We start from the raw sequence: 20,288 nt of genomic DNA, 5'->3' as shown, positions 1-20,288 counted from the left end.
TAAATCCAGATGAAAAAAATATCGATTTTATTAATGGGATTGCTTACCCTGGCATCCTGTAAAAATGAACCGGAGCAACCGGTAGCCGAAGTTCAGGAGGAACAGCTCATAGCGCCGGTGACAAACGAGGCCATGGAGTCGGCGGTTATTTATGAGGCGAACATAAGGCAGTATTCTCCCGAAGGCACTTTTGACGCTTTTACAAAAGACATTCCGCAGTTAAAGGATCTGGGAGTAAAGGTGATTTGGCTTATGCCCGTTTATCCTATTTCTGAGGTGAAGAGAAAAGCTACAGGTGATCTTAGTGTTGAGGACATTGAAGATCCCGAAGAAAGAAAGAAATATCTGGGTAGCTATTATGCCATTGCAGATTATACTGAAGTTAATCCCGAATTTGGTAACAAGAAAGATCTTGACGAACTGGTAGAAGCTGCTCACGCCAATGGAATGTATGTCATCCTGGATTGGGTTGCCAACCATACCGGCTGGGATCACGCATGGCTGGAGGAACATCCCGAATTCTACACCCAGAACGAAAAGGGAGAACCTGTAGATCCTCTTAATCCTGCCACAGGAGAGTCATGGGGGTGGACAGATGTTGCCGATCTTAACTATGATAACAAGGAGCTTTGGGAAGCTATGACTGCTGAAATGGAATACTGGATCGAAGAGCATGATATCGACGGATTTAGAGCCGATGTGGCCGGAGAGGTGCCTACCGAGTTCTGGGAGCAGGCTGTTCCAAGACTTCAGGAGATAAAACCTGTTTTCATGTTGGCCGAATCTGAAGACAAGGATCTCTTCTATAATGCCTTTGATATGGGATACAACTGGGAAGGACATCATATCAAGAACCAGATCGCCCAAGGAAAAGCTACTGTTGAAGCCTGGGACGAGTATATGAAAAAGATCGATACCACTTACCAGGAAGATGATTACCTCATGAACTTTGTCACCAACCATGATGAAAATTCCTGGAATGGAACAGTTCGCGAAAGAATGGGAGAAGCAGCCGAAGCTATGGTCGCTTTGACCTACAGCATTCCCGGAATGCCTTTGATCTACAGCGGGCAGGAGTATGATATGGACAAAAGGCTCAAGTTCTTTGAAAAAGACAGCATTCCAAAAACCAAAGGCACTATGTGGCCGTTGCTTGAGAAACTGGGACAGTTAAAAACTTCAACTCCCGCCTTGCATGGAGCTAAGGAAGCGGCAGATTACAATCGCTTGAAAACTTCAGCCGATAAGCAGGTACTGGCTTTCGAAAGAACCAAGGATGGTGAGAGGATCATTTACGTGGCCAACTTATCAGATAAACCTGTAGATTTCCAGCTGGAGCTCGATGAAGATTTAGCCCCATATATTGGAAAAAGTGATTTTAAAATTCAGGAAAATGACCAATATCATTTTGCAGCCTGGGAATATGTTATATTAGCAGATAATTAAAAAAATCACCAAAAAATTTATAAAAAGCTCCTAAAAAGGGGCTTTTTTGTTTTTTATCAACCGAAAACGTTTGAGAATTCTTGCAGATTAGGTTATCTTATAGAATTGAAATAGCTTTACATACATGATAGAGAAAGTTAGGAAAATTGGGGTGCTAACATCGGGGGGAGATGCTCCCGGAATGAACGCAGCGATTCGTGCTGTCACCCGAAGTTGCGCATACTATAACATCGAATGTATTGGGATCTACAGAGGTTATCAAGGCCTCATTGAGGGCGAGTTCGAATTGCTCACAGCCCGCTCTGTAAGGAACATCATTAATAAAGGCGGGACTTTCTTAAAATCTGCCCGCTCCAAGGAATTCCGCACTAAAGAAGGACGTGCAAAAGCCTATGAGAATTTAAAGAAGGCCGCAGTTGATGCTCTTGTAGTCATTGGCGGGGATGGTACATTTACTGGAGCCATTTATCTTCAGCAGGAACATGGAATTCCTGTGGTAGGGATCCCTGGAACTATAGATAACGACATCAATGGAACCGATTATACGATAGGCTACGATACCGCACTAAATACAGTTGTCGACGCAATCGATAAGATAAGGGATACAGCCAGCTCCCACGATCGCCTTTTTCTTATTGAAGTTATGGGCCGTGACGCGGGCGATATTGCTTTAAACGCCGGAATTGGAGCCGGGGCCGAAGAGATCCTTATTCCCGAAGAAGACATGGGAATAGACAGAATGATGGAATCCCTAAGGAAAAGCCGCCAGTCCGGAAAAACCTCGAGTATTATTGTAGTTGCTGAAGGTGAAAAAAGCGGAAAGAACATTTTTGAACTTGCCGAGTTCATAGGAGAGAACTTAACAGATTACGACATACGGGTATCTGTACTGGGACACATCCAAAGAGGAGGAGCACCAAGTTGCTATGACAGGGTACTTGCGAGTAAGTTAGGTGTAGGGGCTGTAGAGGCCATAATGCGCGGGGAAAGCGGAGTCATGGTAGGAATTACGAACAAGCTTGTTACCTCAGTGGACTTTTCAGTTGCGATTGAAGGTAGTAAACCATTAGATAAAGAATTGAGACGGGTGTTGAATATCACCACCATATAATTAAATTTAATTTCAATATTATGAGTACTAAAATAGGAATAAACGGATTTGGTCGAATTGGAAGGATTGCCTTCAGAATTGCCAGTGAAAGAGAAGATGTAGAAGTTGTGGCAATCAACGACCTGCTTGATGTAGACCATTTAGCATATCTTTTAAAATATGATTCAGTTCATGGACAGTTCAAAGGATCTGTGGAAATTGAAGGAGGAAACCTGGTTGTAAACGGAAAAACTGTGCGCATTACTGCCGAAAGAAATCCTGAGGATCTTAAATGGGATGAAGTTGGTGCCGAGATCGTCATGGATTGTACCGGTATCTTTACAACAAAAGATACTGCTGCAAAACACCTTACTGCAGGTGCCAAAAAAGTTGTTATTTCTGCACCTTCCAAAGATGCACCAATGTTCGTGATGGGTGTGAACCACCATGAAATCACAGCAGATGATAAGATCGTTTCCAACGCATCGTGTACCACTAACTGTCTTGCACCTCTTGCAAAGATCGTTGATGATGAATTTGGGCTTGTTGAAGGTCTTATGACTACTATTCACGCGACCACTGCTACACAAATGACAGTAGATGGTCCTTCAAAGAAAGACTGGAGAGGTGGTAGAAGTGCCTTGATCAATATCATACCTTCTTCTACCGGTGCTGCAAAAGCAGTTGGTAAAGTTATTCCAAAGCTAGATGGAAAGCTAACAGGAATGGCATTTAGGGTTCCAACTGCCGATGTTTCTGTTGTTGACCTTACTGTTAGAACAGAAAAAGCTGCTTCTTATGAGGAGATCAAAGCAGCATTTAAAAAAGCTTCAGAAGGAGCTTATAAAGGAGTGCTTTCCTATACCGAAGAGCAGGTCGTTTCCCAGGATTTCGTTTCTAATGCATATGTGTGTAACTTTGATGCGGGAGCGGGAATTGCCTTGAACGACAACTTCTTCAAACTTGTTGCATGGTATGACAATGAGTATGGATATTCAGCTAAATTAGTAGACCTGTCTGCTCACGTAGCTTCACTTAAATAATTTAATGAAAAAGCCCTGAGGTTTCAGGGCTTTTTGCTACTTTCTTACTATGATTTTAATAGCAGACGGAGGCTCCACGAAATGTGATTGGATCTTATTGGATTCAAAAGGAGAGCAAATAATGAAAACGCGTACCAAAGGACTTAATCCGGCGGTATTTAAAACGGAAACACTTCAGGCGAGATTAGAGGAGAACCTGGATTTAAAGCAGGTGCAGGAAAAGGTTGAAAGAGTACATTTCTATGGTGCCGGCTGTGGTACCCCAAAACCTACCGCCTTACTAAAAACAATCCTTACCGATTTTTTCTCTGGAGCGAATGAAGTGAGAGTTCAGGAGGATATGGTGGCAGCCGTGTACGCTGTTACCGATAAACCGGGAATTGTTTGTATCCTCGGAACAGGTTCGAACAGCTGTTACTATGACGGTAAAACTATGAGGACCGCTGTAGATTCCCTGGGGTACATCTTAATGGATGAAGCCAGTGGAAATTACTTCGGAAAAAGACTCATCAGGGACTACTACTACAAGAAAATGCCGAAAGTCCTGGCTGAAAGGTTTGAAAAGGAGTATGACCTTTCTTCAGACAGTATTAAGGAAAACATCTACAAAAAGGAGAATCCAAATACCTATCTCGCCCATTTTGCTGAATTTATCTTCAAAAATGAGAGAAATGGTTATTTCTACCAGCTAATCGCTGAAGGAATGCAAAACTTCATTGAACACAGGGTACTTTGCTTCAAAGAAGCCCAGAATGTGCCTATACATTTTGTTGGATCAATTGCCTATTTTTCGCAGGACATTGTAAAAGATGCTTTGCAACCTTACCGTTTAGAGCCCGGTAATTTTGTCCAGCGTCCTATAGATGGAATTCTGGACTATTACAGAAAACACATCATCGGAAAATAGACAGTTCCTTCCAATTTCTCAACGGCTGCCGGTTTTGGCAGCCGTTGTTATTTAATAACTTCTTAAAATGACATTTTCGGTTGGTGTTTTTATTAAGAATCAACATCTTTCATCCCGCAGAATTGCCTGTATGGTTTTGTTTTCTAACAAATTATCCTAAAATTGTTCATTTTTCACCTCTCCTAGAGCATGCCTTTATTAACATAATTAAGAGCAAAGTTATTTTTAATTTACTGACTTTAAGTAGATTAGGTGTTATTTCTAGAGATCTCCTGTTAATAAAATTTAGATGCATCCTCTGCAGTTAATAGGTGTAAGCGTTATCTTTACTACAGTTAATTCAAACAACAGTAGATGTAGAGAAAACTACCTAACTAACAACTTTCATTCAAATGAAGTATCTAGAATTACTGGTTCTACCAATTGTAGGTTATTTTGGAAATATGTTCAAGGAAGAAATAAAGCAAGGGATTAAGAGATATATCAAATCCTTTGAGTTTAAGAGAAACTGGCATCATGCTGTTTATTTTGCTCTTTTTGCTATCATTGTTACTTTTCTGATACTATTAGTAGTCTATAGATAAGAATTTGAGGTCGATTACCTTTTGTTCTTTGATTATAAAATACCCCCATACTTATTTTTTCTTGTGGCTCTATTATTCAGGATAATATCTTTTTTACGTCACTAAGATTACATTTTCTCATTGTTGTGGTTTATGGATTTCGTATTCAGAATATACATCAGGTTACAAACTAGTCCTAATAAAATCAAAAATGACGTTTTATGAGGTTTTCCTGTTTTTACTATCATAATTAATTGTTTAAAAAGCTCCTTTAAAATCTTTACTCTAAATTTTTACTACATTTAAAAAAATATTTCTTTAATGCTTGTAAAGGTTTACGGAAGTGCTGTTTTTGGCGTGGAAGCCACCACAATAACTGTGGAGGTGAACGTGGACACAGGCATTGGATATCATCTTGTAGGTCTTCCCGATATTGCTGTAAAGGAAAGCAGTTTCAGAATAGCTGCAGCCCTAAAAAATGTTGGCTACAATCTCCCCGGAAAAAAGATCACCGTAAACATGGCTCCTGCCGATCTCCGCAAGGAAGGTTCGGCCTATGATCTCACTTTTGCCATGGGGATACTTATGGCTTCCGGGCAGATCAAAGCTACTAATATTCAGGAGTATGTCATCATGGGAGAGCTTTCCCTTGACGGGAGTCTGCAGCCTATTCGGGGCGCTTTGCCTATAGCAATCAAAGCAAAGGAAGAAGGTTTTAAAGGATTTATACTTCCCAAGCAGAACGTCAAGGAAGCCGCTATCGTAAGCGGACTCGAAGTCTACGGAATTGACAATATTGAGGAGATTATCCGGTTTTTTGATAAGGGGGAACCTTTAGAGAGAACGATCATCGACACCCGAAAGGAATTCTTCCAGGAGCTGGAAAATCCCGAACATGACTTTGCCGATGTAAAGGGGCAGGAATCCATTAAACGCTGTATGGAAATAGCAGCTGCGGGAGGCCACAATATTATTTTGATTGGTCCCCCGGGAGCAGGAAAAACTATGCTGGCTAAGCGCCTGCCAAGTATTTTGCCGCCCATGACCTTGCATGAGGCGCTGGAAACGACCAAGATCCACAGCGTGGTAGGAAGGGTGAAGGAGAATGTGGGTTTGATGGCGCACAGGCCCTTTAGAAGTCCGCACCACACAATTAGCGACGTTGCTCTCGTGGGAGGCGGGGCATATCCTCAACCGGGAGAAATTTCGCTATCTCATAACGGAGTTCTTTTTCTTGACGAACTACCCGAATTCAAAAGAAGTGTGCTTGAAGTGATGCGACAACCTCTAGAGGACAGGGAAGTGACAATTTCCAGAGCTAAGTTTACAGTCACCTATCCTTCAAGTTTTATGCTCGTGGCAAGTATGAACCCGAGTCCCAGCGGATTTTTTAATGATCCGGGATCTCCGGCAACTTCTTCTCCTGCAGAGATGCAGCGCTACATGAGTAAAATTAGCGGGCCTTTATTAGACAGAATAGACATACATATTGAAGTTACACCCGTTCCGTTTGAAAAACTGAGTGATGAGAGGCGGGGGGAGAGTAGTCGCGAGATAAGACAAAGAGTAATGGCTGCAAGACAAAGGCAGACAGAGAGATTTGCAAGTAATGATAAGGTGCACTATAATGCTCAAATGAGCGTAAAACAGATCAGGGAGTACTGCGCGCTGGATTCCAATTCCATGAACCTGCTAAAAGTGGCTATGGAAAGGCTTAACCTTTCGGCCAGGGCTTATGACCGAATCCTGAAAGTCTCCCGCACGATCGCTGACCTTGAAAATTCTGATAATATCAATGGAGCTCACATTAGTGAAGCTATACAATACCGCAGCCTTGACAGAGAAGGCTGGCTTGGATAAATTACGTTATGAAGAAAATAATTTTGATGATCGCTGCACTTGCGATCGTAGGTTGTAAAGGAAATGATGAATCTCTTGAGGGAGAAGCTGTCGGCCAGGATTCCACCCTTGTAGATGAAGCTGTAGCTATGCTGGAACCATCAAAATCCATTGCCCTCACGGTTGAAGAGGCGAACAAACTGGTCAAGTTGCCACTTAACTGTGTCAATGTCGAATATCCCAATAAACTGAACCAGACTTTGGCTGGGGCTGAAGATATTGGAGAACCACGGGAATTGCATCCCGCTTTTTATGGTTGTTTTGACTGGCACTCTTCTGTCCATGCACATTGGACAATGGTGAGCCTTTTGAAGAAATTTCCGGAGATGAAAAAGGCTGAAGAAATCCGTGAGAAACTGCAGGCTTCCTTAACAGCCGAAAACATTCAGGAAGAAGTAAAATATTTCAGTCGGGCACAGGAAAGTAGCTTTGAACGTACTTATGGTTGGGCGTGGGTTCTGAAACTGGCAGAAGAATTACAAACCTGGGAAGATCCTTTGGCAAAGGAGCTCAGTCAAAACCTTCAGCCGCTTACTGAACTTATGGTTAAGAAGTTCAAGGAATTTTTGCCAAAGCTGAATTACCCGATTCGGGTGGGGGAGCACACCAATACAGCTTTTGCTCTGGCATTGGCGCATGATTATGCCGTTACTGCAGAGAGGGAAGAGTTGCGAATGCTCATTGAAAAAAGAGCGAAGGACTACTATTTGAATGATGATGCCTGTCCTATTGAATGGGAACCGGGAGGATTTGATTTTCTTTCGCCCTGTCTTTCGGAGGTCGACATAATGCGCCGCGTGCTTCCGAAAAAAACTTTCAACCTGTGGATGAAAGATTTTCTCCCACAGCTACGAAAGAAGGATTTTGCAATGGAGGTCGCAGAAGTGACCGACAGGACCGATGGAAAACTGGTGCACCTGGACGGCCTGAACTTCAGCAGGGGCTGGGTTCTCTACGGGCTTGCCAATCAATATCCCGAAGATTACGGGCATCTGCGGTCTTTGGCTAATGAACATGTCAATTACTCCTTTCCAAACCTGGTTGGAGATAGCTATGAAGGTGGTCACTGGCTTGGGACTTTTGCATTGTATGCCATTCAGGAAAGTAACAGGGAGCTTTGATAAAATGGGTTAAAAATCTGGGTCCGGGAGTGCTGGTTTCGGCCGCTTTTATTGGTCCCGGAACAGTTACTGTTTGCACTGTCGCCGGAGTTGACTTCGGGTTTTCCCTGCTTTGGGCTTTACTGCTTTCCATCATTGCCTGTATCATTTTGCAGGAAATGGCGGCGAGAGTTGGGATCGTCACTCAAAAAGGACTTAGCGAGGTCATAAGAGAGGAGATCCAAAATCCGCTTTTTAGAAGCCTCTCCATTCTGCTTATTTTTGCGGCTATTGTTATTGGTAACGCCGCCTACGAAGCCGGAAACATTTCGGGTGCTGTTCTGGGCATTTCGGCAGTTCTTCCTGTGCAGGAAATTGGGTCAGGGTTTTTTCAGGTAAATATCTGGAGTGTGGTCATTGGCTTGATCGCCTTCGCTTTACTGGCACTAGGCAATTACAAAGTTCTGGAAAGGGTTTTTATTGTGCTTGTTGCGATCATGAGCATTTCCTTTCTTGTCACCGCGGTTATTACAAAGCCGGACCTCTCCAAGCTGCTTCAGGGCCTTTTCATTCCTCGGAATGGTGGCGCCGGGATCCTTACCGTAATGGCTTTGATAGGGACTACTGTGGTGCCTTACAACCTTTTTCTGCATGCTTCCCTGGTGAGTGAGAAGTGGAAAGACAGAAGTTCCTTAAAGACTGCTCAAAAAGAGCTTTTTTGGAGCATTAGTCTCGGCGGAATTGTTTCTCTCGCTATTGTCATAACAGCAGCTGCTTCGGGAGTGGTTGATGTAAATTCCGCAGCCGATCTGGCTGCCGGGCTCGAACCGATATTTGGGACTTATGCCACCTGGTTCATAGCAATAGGATTGTTTGCTGCGGGAATTTCTTCTTCCATCACTGCACCCCTGGCTGCGGCATACGTGGTTACAGGTTGTATGGGTTGGAAAAAAAGCCTAACTTCAGTAAAGTTCAAAATGGTTTGGGCCATCATCCTTCTTCTGGGAGTGATATTTTCTTCTCTTGGATTACAGCCGGTGGAGATCATCAAATTTGCGCAGGTAGCCAACGGAATACTACTACCCGTTATTGCGGTTTTCCTGCTTTGGGTCGTAAACCGGCGGATACTGATGGGGAGTGCAAAGAATAAACTTCGGGGCAATATCCTGGGCGTTTTGATAATAGCTATCACTATTTTCCTTGGTGCCCGCTCCATTTATACTGTACTTGAAAGTCTATAGCTATGAAAAAGATACACATTAATTGTGATTTGGGGGAAGGAGGGGAGCACGAAAAAGAGCTCATGGCTCTAATTTCGGCCTGTAATATTGCCTGTGGCGGTCATGCAGGCACTTTGGAGACCATGCAGCATACCGTTGATCTTGCTATGGAGCACGGAGTTGAAATAGGTGCCCATCCTTCTTATCCCGATAAGGAGAACTTCGGAAGGGTCTCAATTGACATGGAGCAAAAGGAACTGAAACGCTCTCTTGTAGCTCAGATCATGGGGTTGAAACAGATCACCGAAGCTGAAGGTGCTGTTCTTACTCACGTCAAACCCCACGGCGCTTTATATAACGATGCCCATTCAAATGCTGAAGTTGCTCAAACTATTATCGACGCGATTCTCGAGTTTGGTGATGATCTTGTGCTTTATGCTGCGGAAGGATCAGTCATAAGTGAATTGGCAAAAGGAAAACTAAAGGTGAGATATGAAGCTTTTGCCGATAGGAACTACAATGCCGATGGTACGCTGGTAAGCCGAAAAGAAAGTGGTGCAGTGATCACAAAAAAAGAGCAGGTTTTGGACCACCTTTTCTCGATGATTTCCATCGGAAAAATCACCCCTCAAAAAGGGCAAAATTTCGATACTTTAGCCACCACTTTTTGCCTCCACGGTGACACTCCTAATTCGGTGGAAATCTTGCAATATTTGCATCGGGAATTACCTTCCAGAAATGTCGAAATCTACAAAGCCTGATGGATGAATATCCGAAGATAAAAAGGCTGGGGGAGAGAGCTATCCTGCTCGAATTTGAACCCGAAATATCTCCTGATACACTTAAAAAAGTGCTCGGGGTGAAAAAGTTTTTTCAGGAAAATACACTTAAAGAGAAGGTTGAAATAAGCAACACATACAACTCATTGTTAATCACTTACAATGTGTCAATAGAAGATGTCTATGGTAGTGTTTTAAACCTTAAAGACGACCTTTCTAAGGCGAATAGAAGCTTTAGAATCGTAAGTCGGTTATTTCATATTCCGGTGTGCTACGATGATGTTTTTGCTTTGGATCTGGCTGAGATGGCTGGGTCCAAAAACCTGTCAAAAAAGCAAATAATCGAACTGCATTCTTCTAAGGATTACCTGGTGTATTTTACCGGATTTTTACCCGGATTTCTATACCTCGGCGGCCTTCCAAAAACTCTGCATTTTTCACGTCGAAAACATCCCCGTTCAAAGATTGAAAAAGGGGCAGTTGGAATAGGCGAAAAACAGACAGGAATTTATCCGCAGGAAAGTCCGGGTGGATGGAATATTATTGGCAATTCTCCTGTTCCGCTTTTTGATCCCGCATTGGATCCTCCATGTGAAATTCATGCTGGTGACAGGATAAGATTTTATCCTGTGAGTCTGGAAGAGCACAGGAGGATGAGTAGTGAGGTCAAAAAAGGACTGTACCGGATAAAAAGCGAGGAGTACAATGGCTGAAGTAGAAATCTTACAGGCAGGTTTATTTAGCAGCGTTCAGGACCGAGGGAGGTTTGGCTTCAGGGAATTTGGAGTACCAGCGGGTGGTGCTATGGACCGGCAAGCTGCCGGCATGGCCAATCTTTTGTTAGGGAACCATCCCGACGCTGCCGTGCTGGAGATCACCCTACAGGGGCCAAAAATGCGATTTTTTGCTCCCGCTCAAATTGCAATCACAGGAGCAGGTCTCTCTCCAAAGCTCAATGAAAAGCCTTTAGATAATTACAAGCTCTATAAAGTTGCAGCAGGACAGGTATTATCATTTGGAAAAAGAAATACCGGCTACAGGGCTTATTTGGCCATCAAAGGAGGATTCCAGACCGAACAGGTGATGGGGAGCAGAAGCTGGTCTCCGGGAATAACAGAATTCAGCCGTTTAGAAAAGGGTATGAAACTGGCATTTTTAGAAGGGGATTTATCTTCAGTTTCTTCTTTTTCAGCTGTAAAAGCTGATGATTACCTTACTTCAGGAGTAATAGAGACATTTCCGGGGCCGGAATTTCAGCTATTAAAAGCTTCAGAAAAAGATGCCCTTCAAAAATGGCATTTTTCAGCAGCAAGGGAAAGCAACCGTATGGGAATTCAGTTTCAGGAGAAAATTGAGAACACTCTGGAACCCATTATTACCGGGCCGGTTCTGCCGGGAACTGTGCAGCTAACCCCATCGGGCACTCTTATTGCTTTGATGAGAGACGGGCAAACTACGGGTGGCTATCCCAGGGTTCTTCAATTAAGTGAGGCCGGGATCAATACGCTTGCTCAAAGACTTCCGGGAGAAAAGTTCCGGATTGAATTTCTGGAGTACAAATGATTACTAAAAATAAAGAAGGCGTCATTGTTCAGGTCGCTTGAATATCGGAATATCACTTCTCTTTAGTGGAATTAAGTCAAATAAGTGTAACGAATAAGATCCGCCAAATATAGTTAGCGCTGTAGATCAACTGTGCTGAAATAAAATTGGATCAAAAGCGTCAAAAATTGTAATTTATTGGAAACCAAAAGTTTTCCCTCAAAATGCATTGTTTTTAAAAAGCAGCGGAGAAAGGAATATCTTTGTAAATAAAAATAGCAAGTGATAGAATCTGCAAAAATAGAACTAAGAAACCTGAGCGTCAAGGATTATAAGGAACTTAAGATCTCCATGATCGAGAGCTATGATGCCATGCCGAATGAGTATTGGAGCGAGAAAGAGATCAAGAACCTAATAAAAAAGTTTCCCGATGGCCAGTTTTGTATCATTATTAATGAAAAAATTGCCGGCTGTGCACTTTCAATCATAGTTGACTACAACAAGTTCGACGATAACCACACCTATGAACAGATCACGGGCGGGGAAAATTTTTCAACTCACACAAAGAACGGTGATGTGCTTTACGGGATCGATGTGTTTATACACCCGGAATTCCGCGGGATGCGTCTTGGTCGCCGACTTTATGAAGCAAGAAAGGAACTGTGTGAACAGTTAAACTTAAAATCCATCATTTTTGGAGGCCGCATTCCCAACTATGCCGAATTTGCCGAAGAGCTAACTCCCAAACAATACATCGAAAAAGTAAAGGTCAAGGAGATACATGATCCAGTGCTTTCTTTTCAGCTTTCCAATGATTTTCACGTAAAGAAGGTCATAAAAGGTTACTTGCCCGGAGATCATGAGAGCAAGGAGTTCGCAACTCTCATGGAGTGGAATAATATTTACTACACCAAACCAGATAAACTTATTCATACTCCCAAAACGGTGGTGCGTTTGGGCCTTGTTCAATGGCAAATGCGGTTGTTCAAGGATTTTGATGCCCTGGTATCCCAAATTGAATTCTTTGTAGATGCGGTGAGTGACTACCAGAGTGATTTCATTTTGTTTCCGGAGCTGTTCAACGCGCCGTTAATGGCCGAGTATAATCACCTGAACGAAGCCGAAGCTATACGTTCTCTGGCTTCATATACAGATAAACTGCTGGAGACCTTTGTAGATTTTGCCATTACCTATAACATCAATATTATTACCGGTAGCATGCCGCAGATCATTGGAGAACACATGTATAATGTGGGCTACTTGTGTCGTCGTGACGGCAGCTATGAGCGTTATGAAAAACTTCACATCACTCCGGCCGAAGGTTCTGCCTGGGGGATGAAAGGCGGAAGCCAGGTGAAGACATTTGATACCGACTGCGGAAAAATTGGAGTTCTTATTTGTTATGACGTCGAATTTCCTGAATTGGGGAGGCTGCTTGCAGAGCAGGGGATGAATATCATGTTCGTACCCTTTATGACCGATACCCAGAATGGATATTCCAGGGTTCGTCTGTGCGCCATGAGTCGGGCGATTGAGAATGAGTGCTATGTGGCGATTGCGGGCTCGGTGGGGAATTTGCCTAAGGTAAATAACATGGATATACAGTATGCCCAGAGCGCAGTATTCACGCCATCTGACTTTTCATTTCCTGTAAACGGAATTAAAGCTGAAGCTACTCCTAATACAGAAAGTACTTTGTTAGTGGATGTGGATCTGGATCTCCTCAAAGAGCTGCATAACTTCGGAAGTGTGAGAAACATGAAAGATCGCAGGAAAGACCTCTATTCCCTGAAGCTAAAGAAAAATTAGAGTCTCTTCATCACCTTTTTTATAAGTGGAAGTTTTCCTTTATAGGGAGCATATCGCAGCGGGATATCCAGCCAGGTGGCTCGTTTGCTGATGCTCTTCTTGTGCGTGAAAGTTTCAAAGGAGAATTTGCCGTGGTAGCCGCCATAGCCGCTGCTGCCAACTCCGCCAAACGGCAGATTTTTATTGGCTATATGAACCACCACATCATTGGAAGCACCTCCTCCAAAACGGTACCTTTGAAGAGTTTTTTCTGAAAATTCCTTGTCTTCCGCAAAGACATACAGGGCTAATGGATCTGGATAACGGCTGATGATCTTCTCGATTTCAGGTTCCTCTGAATAGGAGAGGACAGGCAGGATGGGGCCAAAGATCTCATCCTGCATTACTTCAGAGTCAAAGGAAGGCTCATTGATAAGCGTAGGAGCGATGTAATTATCGCCCGGGGAAGTCTCACCACCTGTGATGATTGTTTGTCCTTCCAGCATAGCCTGAAGCCTTTCAAAGTTCTTCCTATTGATGATCCTGGCGTAATCTGGTGACTTCTTTATTTCTTCTCCAAAAGCTGCCTTAATTTCACTTTTTACAGCCTCCGTAAATTCAGTCTTTTTCTTTTTGTCGATCAGGACATAATCGGGGGAGATGCAGGTTTGTCCGGCGTTGATGAATTTTCCCCAAACAATTCTTTTGGCTGCGAGATCTATTTTTGCCGATCTGTGGATGATACAAGGATTCTTCCCACCAAGTTCTAAAGTAGAGGGCGTGAGATTAGGAGCTATTGCTTTGGCTACGATCCGTCCTACCGGCACACTTCCGGTGAAGAAGACGTAATCCCATTTTTGCTCCAGGAGTTCCTGTGAAACTTCCACGCCTCCTAACAACACTGCAGCATGTTCTTCAGGAAAAACTTCAGCAAAGATCTCTTTTGTAAGGCTGGAAGTTGCCGGAGCATACTCACTGGGTTTGATCATCACTGTGTTTCCCGCTGCCAAAGCGCCGATAGCCGGAGAAACACTCAGCTGAAAAGGATAATTCCAGGGCGCCAGGATTAGAACGTTTCCGTAGGGCTGAGGATAAATAAAATCTTTGGAAGGAAAATTAAGAAGCGTGCTTTTTACCTTTTTTGGCTTCGCCCACTTCCTTAATTTTTTGATCGTATACTTGAGTTCGCTAAGGATCAGTGCTGTCTCGGTGGCGTAGGTTTCGAATTCCGGCTTCCGAAAATCAGCAAAAAGTGCAGCAGAGATTTCCTGCTCCTTTGATTCAATGACATTTTTGAGCTTCTTAAGCCTGGCAATTCTTTCAGAAACATCCAAGGTATTACCGGCCTCAAAAAATTCTTTTTGAGAAGCTAGTAATTCCGGAATATTAACTGTCGCTTCGTTCTTTATTTCCTCGGCCATTTCTTTTTCCTGTAAATTACAACTTCTCTTACGAAAGCCGAAATAAAGGTTATTTTATAAAGCTGATAGGCAGACTATAGCTCGAAGGGCGGGGTTCTCCAAAATATCTTGCAGGATTCCATCGCGGCATGTTGCTCAAAACCTGAACGGCTACAGCATTGTACCACCGGGGAGCACCATCAATGATCGTGATCTCGTTAATGGTTCCCTCCTCATTAATGTTGAAAAGAAGTGCAACTTTTACTGTGGTACCAACTTTTTGTTTTTCGGGAATAGGCAGGTTTTCCTTAAGATACGCCTGCATAGCTTCTTTTCCTCCGGGAAATGAGGCAGGGATCCAGTAAGGGAAATGTTCCAGCTCCTGCCCTTGTTCGTTCCATACAGTTCCCGATTTTAATTTGTCTTTTTTGTAGAAATCATGCCTTCTTTTGGATCCGTTTTTCCACCAGGCAATTAATTCCCCGTGTCGCTCATTGTTTCTATACTCAATCTCATACCAGGGCTCTCCTGTGGTATACCAGAATTTGTGTTTTCCCCACTTTATTTCTTTTCCATCCTTAATAGAATAAAATTGTTCAGCCATGATACTGTCATTCATTCTATAGGTTTTTCTATGAAGATCTATTTCTCCAAAGCTGACTTCTTTTTCGACCTTGTAAAAAACTGCGTTTAATGGGTCTGTTGTTTCGTTATAACTGCCGTCCAGATAAATCTTTTCCTGTGCATAGAAAATGCTGCAAGAAAAAATAAGCAGAAGGGTAAAGATGCTTTTCATAAGCTTGATGAATCTATTTTATTTAATCACGGAAGACCAGGGGTATTGAAAGCTTTACCCTTACCGGATCACCATCAATTTTACCCGGCTGCCAGGAAGGCATATTTTTGACGGTGTTATAAGCGGCGAGATTAAGAGCGGGTGAGGTGCTTTCTTCTATTTCGACATCGGTAACAGATCCATCTGTTTCAATTACAAAACCTACTACTACACGTCCCCCGGCTACGCCTTCAGGTTTTGTGGTGTTAGCTACAATGTATTTAATTCTTGCTTTTTCCCCACCCGGAAACTGGGGTCTTTGCATTCGGGGATACCATTCTACCGGATTGCTGTTCATATCCCAGAGATTTTTTTCTTTTAATTTACCTTTTTTATAGACCTCCTTTCTCTTCATCTTACCGTCTTCCCAGTAGGAGATCCAGGGCCCATGAAGTTTTCCTTTCAGGTAGTTGCTTTCCCGGATAAGGCTGCCATCCTGCCTCCACACTTTTTTAGTACCTTCAAGAGTTCTTTCTTCAAAACTGCTGTAGTATTGTTCCAGCCGTTTTTCTCCCGATAAATAATAAAATCTCTCGTATCCTGCATCTGGATTGGCCGCCTCTGTTTCCCTTTCCACGTAATATACAGCTTCTAAAAGATTGATAGTCTCGTGGTAATTTTTATCTGTATAGGTCCTGGTCTGTGAAATCGAACTTAAACTAAAAAGGAGGAGGACAAAGGGGGGTAAAAATCGAGCCATTTTTGATTGAACTTTTCAAGGCTGAAATATAACTGTTTTTGGTAATAAGGTTATTACGGAAAACCGTAAAGAGATATTGTTCATTGACAAGCTTTCCATATTGGATCTATTGGTAGGGGCGCAATGATCTCCAGTTTTTCTTTCTTTACCGGATGCTCAAAAACCAGCTTTCTCGCATGCAGGTGAATACTGCCGTCTTTATTGCTCCGGTCGAAACCGTACTTGAGATCTCCTTTGATCGGGCAGCCGATGGCTGACAGCTGACTTCTAATTTGGTGATGTCTTCCGGTTTGCAGATCGATTTCCAGGAGGAAATAATTATTAAGTTGCTTTAAAAGACGGTACTCTAAAATGGCTTTTTTGGAATCCGGTATTTCCTTAACGTGGGCGTAAGATTTGTTCTGCTTTGGATTGCGTTTCATGAAATGCACGAGCGTATCCTGCTGTTTTGGCGGTGCACTTTTCACTATTGCCCAATAAGTTTTTTTGGCGCCTTTTTCTTTGAAAAGCTTATTGAGGCGGGGTAGTGCTTTTGAGGTTTTAGCGAAAAGTACAATGCCGCTGGTTGGACGATCAAGACGGTGGACCACTCCGAGGTAAACGTTTCCCGGTTTTTCGTACTTGATCTTGATGTATTCCTTCACCACCTCACTTAGCGGTACATCTCCCGTTTTATCGCCCTGTACAATGTCTCCGGGACGTTTGTTCACGATGATCAGGTGATTGTCCTCGTATAGGATTTGCAGGTTATGCGGAGTGGAAATTATCTTATCTGTCAAAAAAGGTAATTTTAGCTGTATTTATACTTTTGGGAAGGAGTCTCTTCAAAGGTAATATCCAGTGAACTCAGGAATTCATTAAGTTCTTTTCTTTGAGTCTTACACACTAATTCTGAATTGATCTTTAGCTTCTTGTCTGATGCATATAATGTATAGTCCCCGGCGAACTTCCTGATCCTTTCTACTTCAGATAGAGAAATAGATTTTGATATCAATCCGCCTCTTATAAGGCTACCGTTATTGAACTTCAAATAAGGCACTTTCAATTGATATATTCCGGTAATCAAGTGGAGCAGGCCAACAACTATAAAGCCATAGCGGAGAAAATTATAGGGCCCACTAAGGGCGAAGTAGATACCTGAAATGAAAAAAAGCGAACCCAGGATCAACTCCTTCCAAATTAACGTTTTTCGGTACTTGACAGTCATATTGTAGGTTTTTCAGCAGTCACAGAAAAAGAATTTTTATCCGGTTCCATATCTAATGAAGCCAAAAACTCTTTAAATGCAGGAAAGTCTTCTTTGTTGATTAGCTTCGTGCTGACTGTTAGCTCTTTATGAGGTGTCAAAAAGGTGATTTCGTCTGTAAAACTTTTGATTCGAGAAACCTGGCTGAGATCAAGCTTTTTTTTTCCTCCAGGCACAAAACAAGTAAGAATTTTACCTTCTATTCTTAAATACTGAAATCTCCATTTATAAAAGCCTGACCCCAGGTAGAGAATTCCTAAAGCTGTAAAAAGATATTTAAAGATATCAGAGTTGAAGATCATCCCTAAGATTCCGGTAAGCAGGTACAATGAACCAACTATAAAATCTGCTAAAAGATGCCTTCTCGTATATCTTACTATCATTGTTTAATAGTTACTGTATTGGACCAACCGGTAAAAGGGTTCTCCCGGCGATCGAGCTGCAGGGAACCTAATTCCCGGTAGAGATCTCTTATCGATTCTTTATCGATCACCGAGGTGTTGATGCTGAGATTCTTTTCGGGAGTAGCTAATTTGATCCGGCCCGGCTGAGATTTTATACTGGTAACCTTATCGAGGTCCAGGGTTGTCCAACTAAACGCATATTTACTAAGTTTTCCATCTACAATAGTTAGATATCCAAATTTGACTTCAACAAAGAAACTAAAAACCAGTAATACGCCTAAAATCAGCTGGACGTAATGGACAAAATCTGCTGTTCCTTCAAAAGCTTTTAAGGCTCCAAAAATGGCACATGTCGCTCCCAAAGTTCCATTTAAAAAAACTCTACTTTTTGAATACCTTATCTTCATCCAAGATAACTTCGTACTTCTAATTTCTAAAATTCAACTTCTAATATTGTTCCTCATCCGAGGGGAAATTCCTGCTCTTCACATCATCCCTGTACTGCTCGAAAGCCTTTGTCATTTCTGAATAAAGATCCAGGTATCTTCTCAAGAACCGCGGATTAAATTCATGGGTCATCCCAATCATATCGTGAACTACTAAAACCTGTCCGTCAACGCCGTTTCCTGCACCAATTCCAATGACAGGGATTGTTAGACTTTCAGCTACTTCTTTTGCCAGTTTTGCCGGAACTTTTTCAAGAACCAAAGCAAAACATCCCGCTTTTTCAAGCATTAAAGCATCGTTCTTCAGTTTTTCCGCTTCGGCTTCTTCTTTAGCTCTTACTGTGTATGTTCCAAATTTGTAAATCGACTGCGGAGTCAAGCCAAGGTGTCCCATCACCGGAATTCCGGCATTAAGAATTCGTTTAACTGAATCCTTTATTTCTTTTCCGCCTTCCAGCTTTACTGCGTGTCCGCCGCTTTCTTTCATGATCCTTATCGCAGAACGCAAAGCTTCTTTGGGATCACTTTGATAACTTCCGAAGGGAAGATCGACCACCACAAGCGCCCGATCTACAGCCCGAACCACACTTGCAGCGTGGTAGATCATCTGGTCAAGGGTAATTGGAAGCGTGGTTTCATGTCCTGCCATTACATTACTTGCCGAATCACCTACCAGGATCACATCTATGCCGGCCCCATCCACGATTTTGGCCATTGAAAAATCATAGGAAGTAAGCATGGAGATCTTTTCTCCATTTGATTTCATTTCAACAAGAGATTTTGTGGTAATACGCTTGTATTCTTTCTTAGCGACTGACATAGGGTAAAAATTAAATTCAGGTAAAAGTACTAAATTACCTGCAAAACCATGATGATATGAAAACACTTATCACAAGTGCTGTTTTTCTCCTTTTTGGAATCTTTGCAAGTGCACAGAATTCTTCTGAGGAAGAAAAAATAAAGAAGGTTGTAAATACCTTTTTTGAGGGCTTCCACGCCAGGGATTCCCTTATTATGAAATCTGTATTTCATAAAGAGCCTGTGGTGCAGACCATAGCTAAAACTAAGGAAGGTGATACCAAGCTGGTCCATGAGGAATTGGCGAAAGTCTTAAAAGGTATAGTTTCTATCCCGCTGGAGACTTCTTTTAAAGAAGTGCTGCATGATTACGTGATCAAAATAGACGGAGACATGGCTAATGCCTGGACGCCTTACTCATTTTTTCTTAATGACGCTTTTAGCCACTGTGGCGTAAACAACTTTCAACTTCTGAAGCAAAAAGGAGAATGGAAGATCATTTACCTCATAGACACCAGAAGGAGAGAGGGATGTGATGAGAAGAAACTTAAATAGCATGGAAACACAGAGGTTAAAACAAGAGTTTTCCCAGCTCTATGATGGGGACCCATGGATTGATGAAAACCTGAAGCAAACGCTTAAAGGGATTTCTGCGGAAAAAGCGCGTAAAAAAATTGCTGAAGGCCGGAATTCGATCTGGCAAATTGTCGTTCATATCATCGAGTGGCGACGTATGATCCTGAAGCGCCTGAACGGAAATATTATTTCGGTGCCTGAAGATAATTTTATTCGTGAAACTTTAGATACATCTGAGGAAGCCTGGAAAAAGACCCTGCAAGAACTGGAGCAATCACAACAGGAGTGGCTGGAATTCTTTGATAACTTAAAAGATGAAGACCTCGAAAAAACTTATCCGGGGAATGATCAGCGGTATTATTATTTGATTCAGGGGATAATCCAACATGATGCTTATCATTTGGGGCAGATCGTGCTGTTGTCGAAACTGGAATATTAGGTTAGGGATAATTTAGTTCCGCTTCGCGGGTGTAGCGCCTGACCACCCCGTCAGGCTATCGCCTGCC

Annotated in this window: 22 protein-coding genes; 14 read left to right on the top strand and 8 right to left on the bottom strand. The window is 42.6% G+C overall.

Annotated features, from left to right (window positions below):
• Positions 1-9 precede the first annotated feature (9 nt).
• The 12 genes from VR862_RS02075 to VR862_RS02020 all read left to right on the top strand — a co-directional run bounded on the left by VR862_RS02075 (position 10) and on the right by VR862_RS02020 (position 13,398).
• Positions 10-1,446: an alpha-amylase family glycosyl hydrolase gene (locus tag VR862_RS02075; RefSeq protein WP_324719283.1), complete on the top strand. Its 1,437-nt coding sequence runs from the start codon at positions 10-12 to the stop codon at positions 1,444-1,446.
• 124 nt (positions 1,447-1,570) lie between these two features.
• Positions 1,571-2,557 (top strand): 6-phosphofructokinase, encoded by a 987-nt coding sequence (gene pfkA, locus VR862_RS02070; RefSeq protein WP_324719282.1) that lies wholly within the window; start codon positions 1,571-1,573, stop codon positions 2,555-2,557.
• A gap of 20 nt (positions 2,558-2,577) precedes the next feature.
• Positions 2,578-3,579: a type I glyceraldehyde-3-phosphate dehydrogenase gene (gene gap / locus VR862_RS02065; RefSeq protein WP_324719281.1), complete on the top strand. Its 1,002-nt coding sequence runs from the start codon at positions 2,578-2,580 to the stop codon at positions 3,577-3,579.
• A gap of 49 nt (positions 3,580-3,628) precedes the next feature.
• On the top strand, positions 3,629-4,486 hold the full coding sequence (locus VR862_RS02060; protein WP_324719280.1) for an N-acetylglucosamine kinase: 858 nt from the start codon (positions 3,629-3,631) through the stop codon (positions 4,484-4,486).
• Positions 4,487-4,878: 392 nt separating this feature from the next.
• Positions 4,879-5,070 carry a hypothetical protein gene (locus VR862_RS02055; RefSeq protein WP_324719279.1) on the top strand — a complete coding sequence of 64 codons (192 nt, stop codon included), beginning with the start codon at positions 4,879-4,881 and terminating at the stop codon, positions 5,068-5,070.
• Between the two features lie 300 nt (positions 5,071-5,370).
• Complete coding sequence (locus VR862_RS02050) at positions 5,371-6,909, top strand: YifB family Mg chelatase-like AAA ATPase (RefSeq protein WP_324719278.1); 1,539 nt, start codon at positions 5,371-5,373, stop codon at positions 6,907-6,909.
• A gap of 8 nt (positions 6,910-6,917) precedes the next feature.
• Positions 6,918-8,069 carry a DUF2891 domain-containing protein gene (locus VR862_RS02045; RefSeq protein ID WP_324719277.1) on the top strand — a complete coding sequence of 384 codons (1,152 nt, stop codon included), beginning with the start codon at positions 6,918-6,920 and terminating at the stop codon, positions 8,067-8,069.
• Positions 8,066-9,289, top strand: coding sequence for an Nramp family divalent metal transporter (locus VR862_RS02040; protein ID WP_324719276.1), 1,224 nt, complete (start codon positions 8,066-8,068; stop codon positions 9,287-9,289). The genes VR862_RS02045 and VR862_RS02040 overlap by 4 nt, the downstream gene beginning before the upstream one ends.
• Before the next feature lie 2 nt (positions 9,290-9,291).
• Positions 9,292-10,029 carry a 5-oxoprolinase subunit PxpA gene (gene pxpA, locus VR862_RS02035; protein WP_324719275.1) on the top strand — a complete coding sequence of 246 codons (738 nt, stop codon included), beginning with the start codon at positions 9,292-9,294 and terminating at the stop codon, positions 10,027-10,029.
• Positions 10,029-10,760, top strand: coding sequence for a 5-oxoprolinase subunit PxpB (gene pxpB, locus VR862_RS02030; protein ID WP_324719274.1), 732 nt, complete (start codon positions 10,029-10,031; stop codon positions 10,758-10,760). Before pxpA ends, pxpB begins: the two co-directional genes overlap by 1 nt.
• A complete protein-coding gene (locus VR862_RS02025; protein WP_324719273.1) occupies positions 10,753-11,610 on the top strand; it encodes a 5-oxoprolinase subunit C family protein in 858 nt (285 codons plus the stop codon). Before pxpB ends, VR862_RS02025 begins: the two co-directional genes overlap by 8 nt.
• A gap of 261 nt (positions 11,611-11,871) precedes the next feature.
• Positions 11,872-13,398 carry a bifunctional GNAT family N-acetyltransferase/carbon-nitrogen hydrolase family protein gene (locus VR862_RS02020; protein WP_324719272.1) on the top strand — a complete coding sequence of 509 codons (1,527 nt, stop codon included), beginning with the start codon at positions 11,872-11,874 and terminating at the stop codon, positions 13,396-13,398.
• Here the strand turns inward: VR862_RS02020 and VR862_RS02015 are convergent.
• The 8 genes from VR862_RS02015 to panB form a co-directional block, all read right to left on the bottom strand.
• Complete coding sequence (locus tag VR862_RS02015; protein ID WP_324719271.1) at positions 13,395-14,798, bottom strand: aldehyde dehydrogenase; 1,404 nt, start codon at positions 14,796-14,798, stop codon at positions 13,395-13,397. The genes VR862_RS02020 and VR862_RS02015 overlap by 4 nt on opposite strands.
• A 49-nt stretch (positions 14,799-14,847) precedes the next feature.
• The gene (locus VR862_RS02010) at positions 14,848-15,573 is read right to left on the bottom strand and encodes an energy transducer TonB (protein ID WP_324719270.1); all 726 of its coding nucleotides are present in this window, start codon (positions 15,571-15,573) and stop codon (positions 14,848-14,850) included.
• A 22-nt stretch (positions 15,574-15,595) separates the two neighbouring features.
• Positions 15,596-16,312 carry a TonB family protein gene (locus VR862_RS02005; RefSeq protein WP_324719269.1) on the bottom strand — a complete coding sequence of 239 codons (717 nt, stop codon included), beginning with the start codon at positions 16,310-16,312 and terminating at the stop codon, positions 15,596-15,598.
• An 80-nt stretch (positions 16,313-16,392) separates the two neighbouring features.
• Positions 16,393-17,091 carry an RluA family pseudouridine synthase gene (locus VR862_RS02000; RefSeq protein ID WP_324719268.1) on the bottom strand — a complete coding sequence of 233 codons (699 nt, stop codon included), beginning with the start codon at positions 17,089-17,091 and terminating at the stop codon, positions 16,393-16,395.
• Between the two features lie 11 nt (positions 17,092-17,102).
• Positions 17,103-17,519, bottom strand: coding sequence for a hypothetical protein (locus VR862_RS01995; protein WP_324719267.1), 417 nt, complete (start codon positions 17,517-17,519; stop codon positions 17,103-17,105).
• Complete coding sequence (locus VR862_RS01990; protein ID WP_324719266.1) at positions 17,516-17,941, bottom strand: hypothetical protein; 426 nt, start codon at positions 17,939-17,941, stop codon at positions 17,516-17,518. The genes VR862_RS01995 and VR862_RS01990 overlap by 4 nt, the downstream gene beginning before the upstream one ends.
• On the bottom strand, positions 17,938-18,369 hold the full coding sequence (locus VR862_RS01985) for a hypothetical protein (RefSeq protein WP_324719265.1): 432 nt from the start codon (positions 18,367-18,369) through the stop codon (positions 17,938-17,940). The genes VR862_RS01990 and VR862_RS01985 overlap by 4 nt, the downstream gene beginning before the upstream one ends.
• A gap of 40 nt (positions 18,370-18,409) precedes the next feature.
• The gene (gene panB / locus VR862_RS01980) at positions 18,410-19,228 is read right to left on the bottom strand and encodes a 3-methyl-2-oxobutanoate hydroxymethyltransferase (RefSeq protein WP_324719264.1); all 819 of its coding nucleotides are present in this window, start codon (positions 19,226-19,228) and stop codon (positions 18,410-18,412) included.
• A 56-nt stretch (positions 19,229-19,284) separates the two neighbouring features.
• Here panB and VR862_RS01975 point away from each other — a divergent pair, with 56 nt between their 5' ends.
• Together VR862_RS01975 and VR862_RS01970 are read left to right on the top strand one after the other, a co-directional pair.
• Positions 19,285-19,761 (top strand): nuclear transport factor 2 family protein, encoded by a 477-nt coding sequence (locus VR862_RS01975; protein WP_324719263.1) that lies wholly within the window; start codon positions 19,285-19,287, stop codon positions 19,759-19,761.
• A 1-nt stretch (position 19,762) separates the two neighbouring features.
• Positions 19,763-20,221 carry a DinB family protein gene (locus tag VR862_RS01970; protein WP_324719262.1) on the top strand — a complete coding sequence of 153 codons (459 nt, stop codon included), beginning with the start codon at positions 19,763-19,765 and terminating at the stop codon, positions 20,219-20,221.
• The last annotated feature ends 67 nt before the right edge of the window (positions 20,222-20,288 follow it).

Origin of the sequence: Salinimicrobium aquimaris, assembly GCF_035607535.1 — a bacterium.
In the GTDB taxonomy this organism is placed as follows: domain Bacteria; phylum Bacteroidota; class Bacteroidia; order Flavobacteriales; family Flavobacteriaceae; genus Salinimicrobium.
The sequence above is the reverse complement of the archived record's forward strand: the minus strand, read 5'-3'. Positions and strand labels throughout refer to the sequence as shown.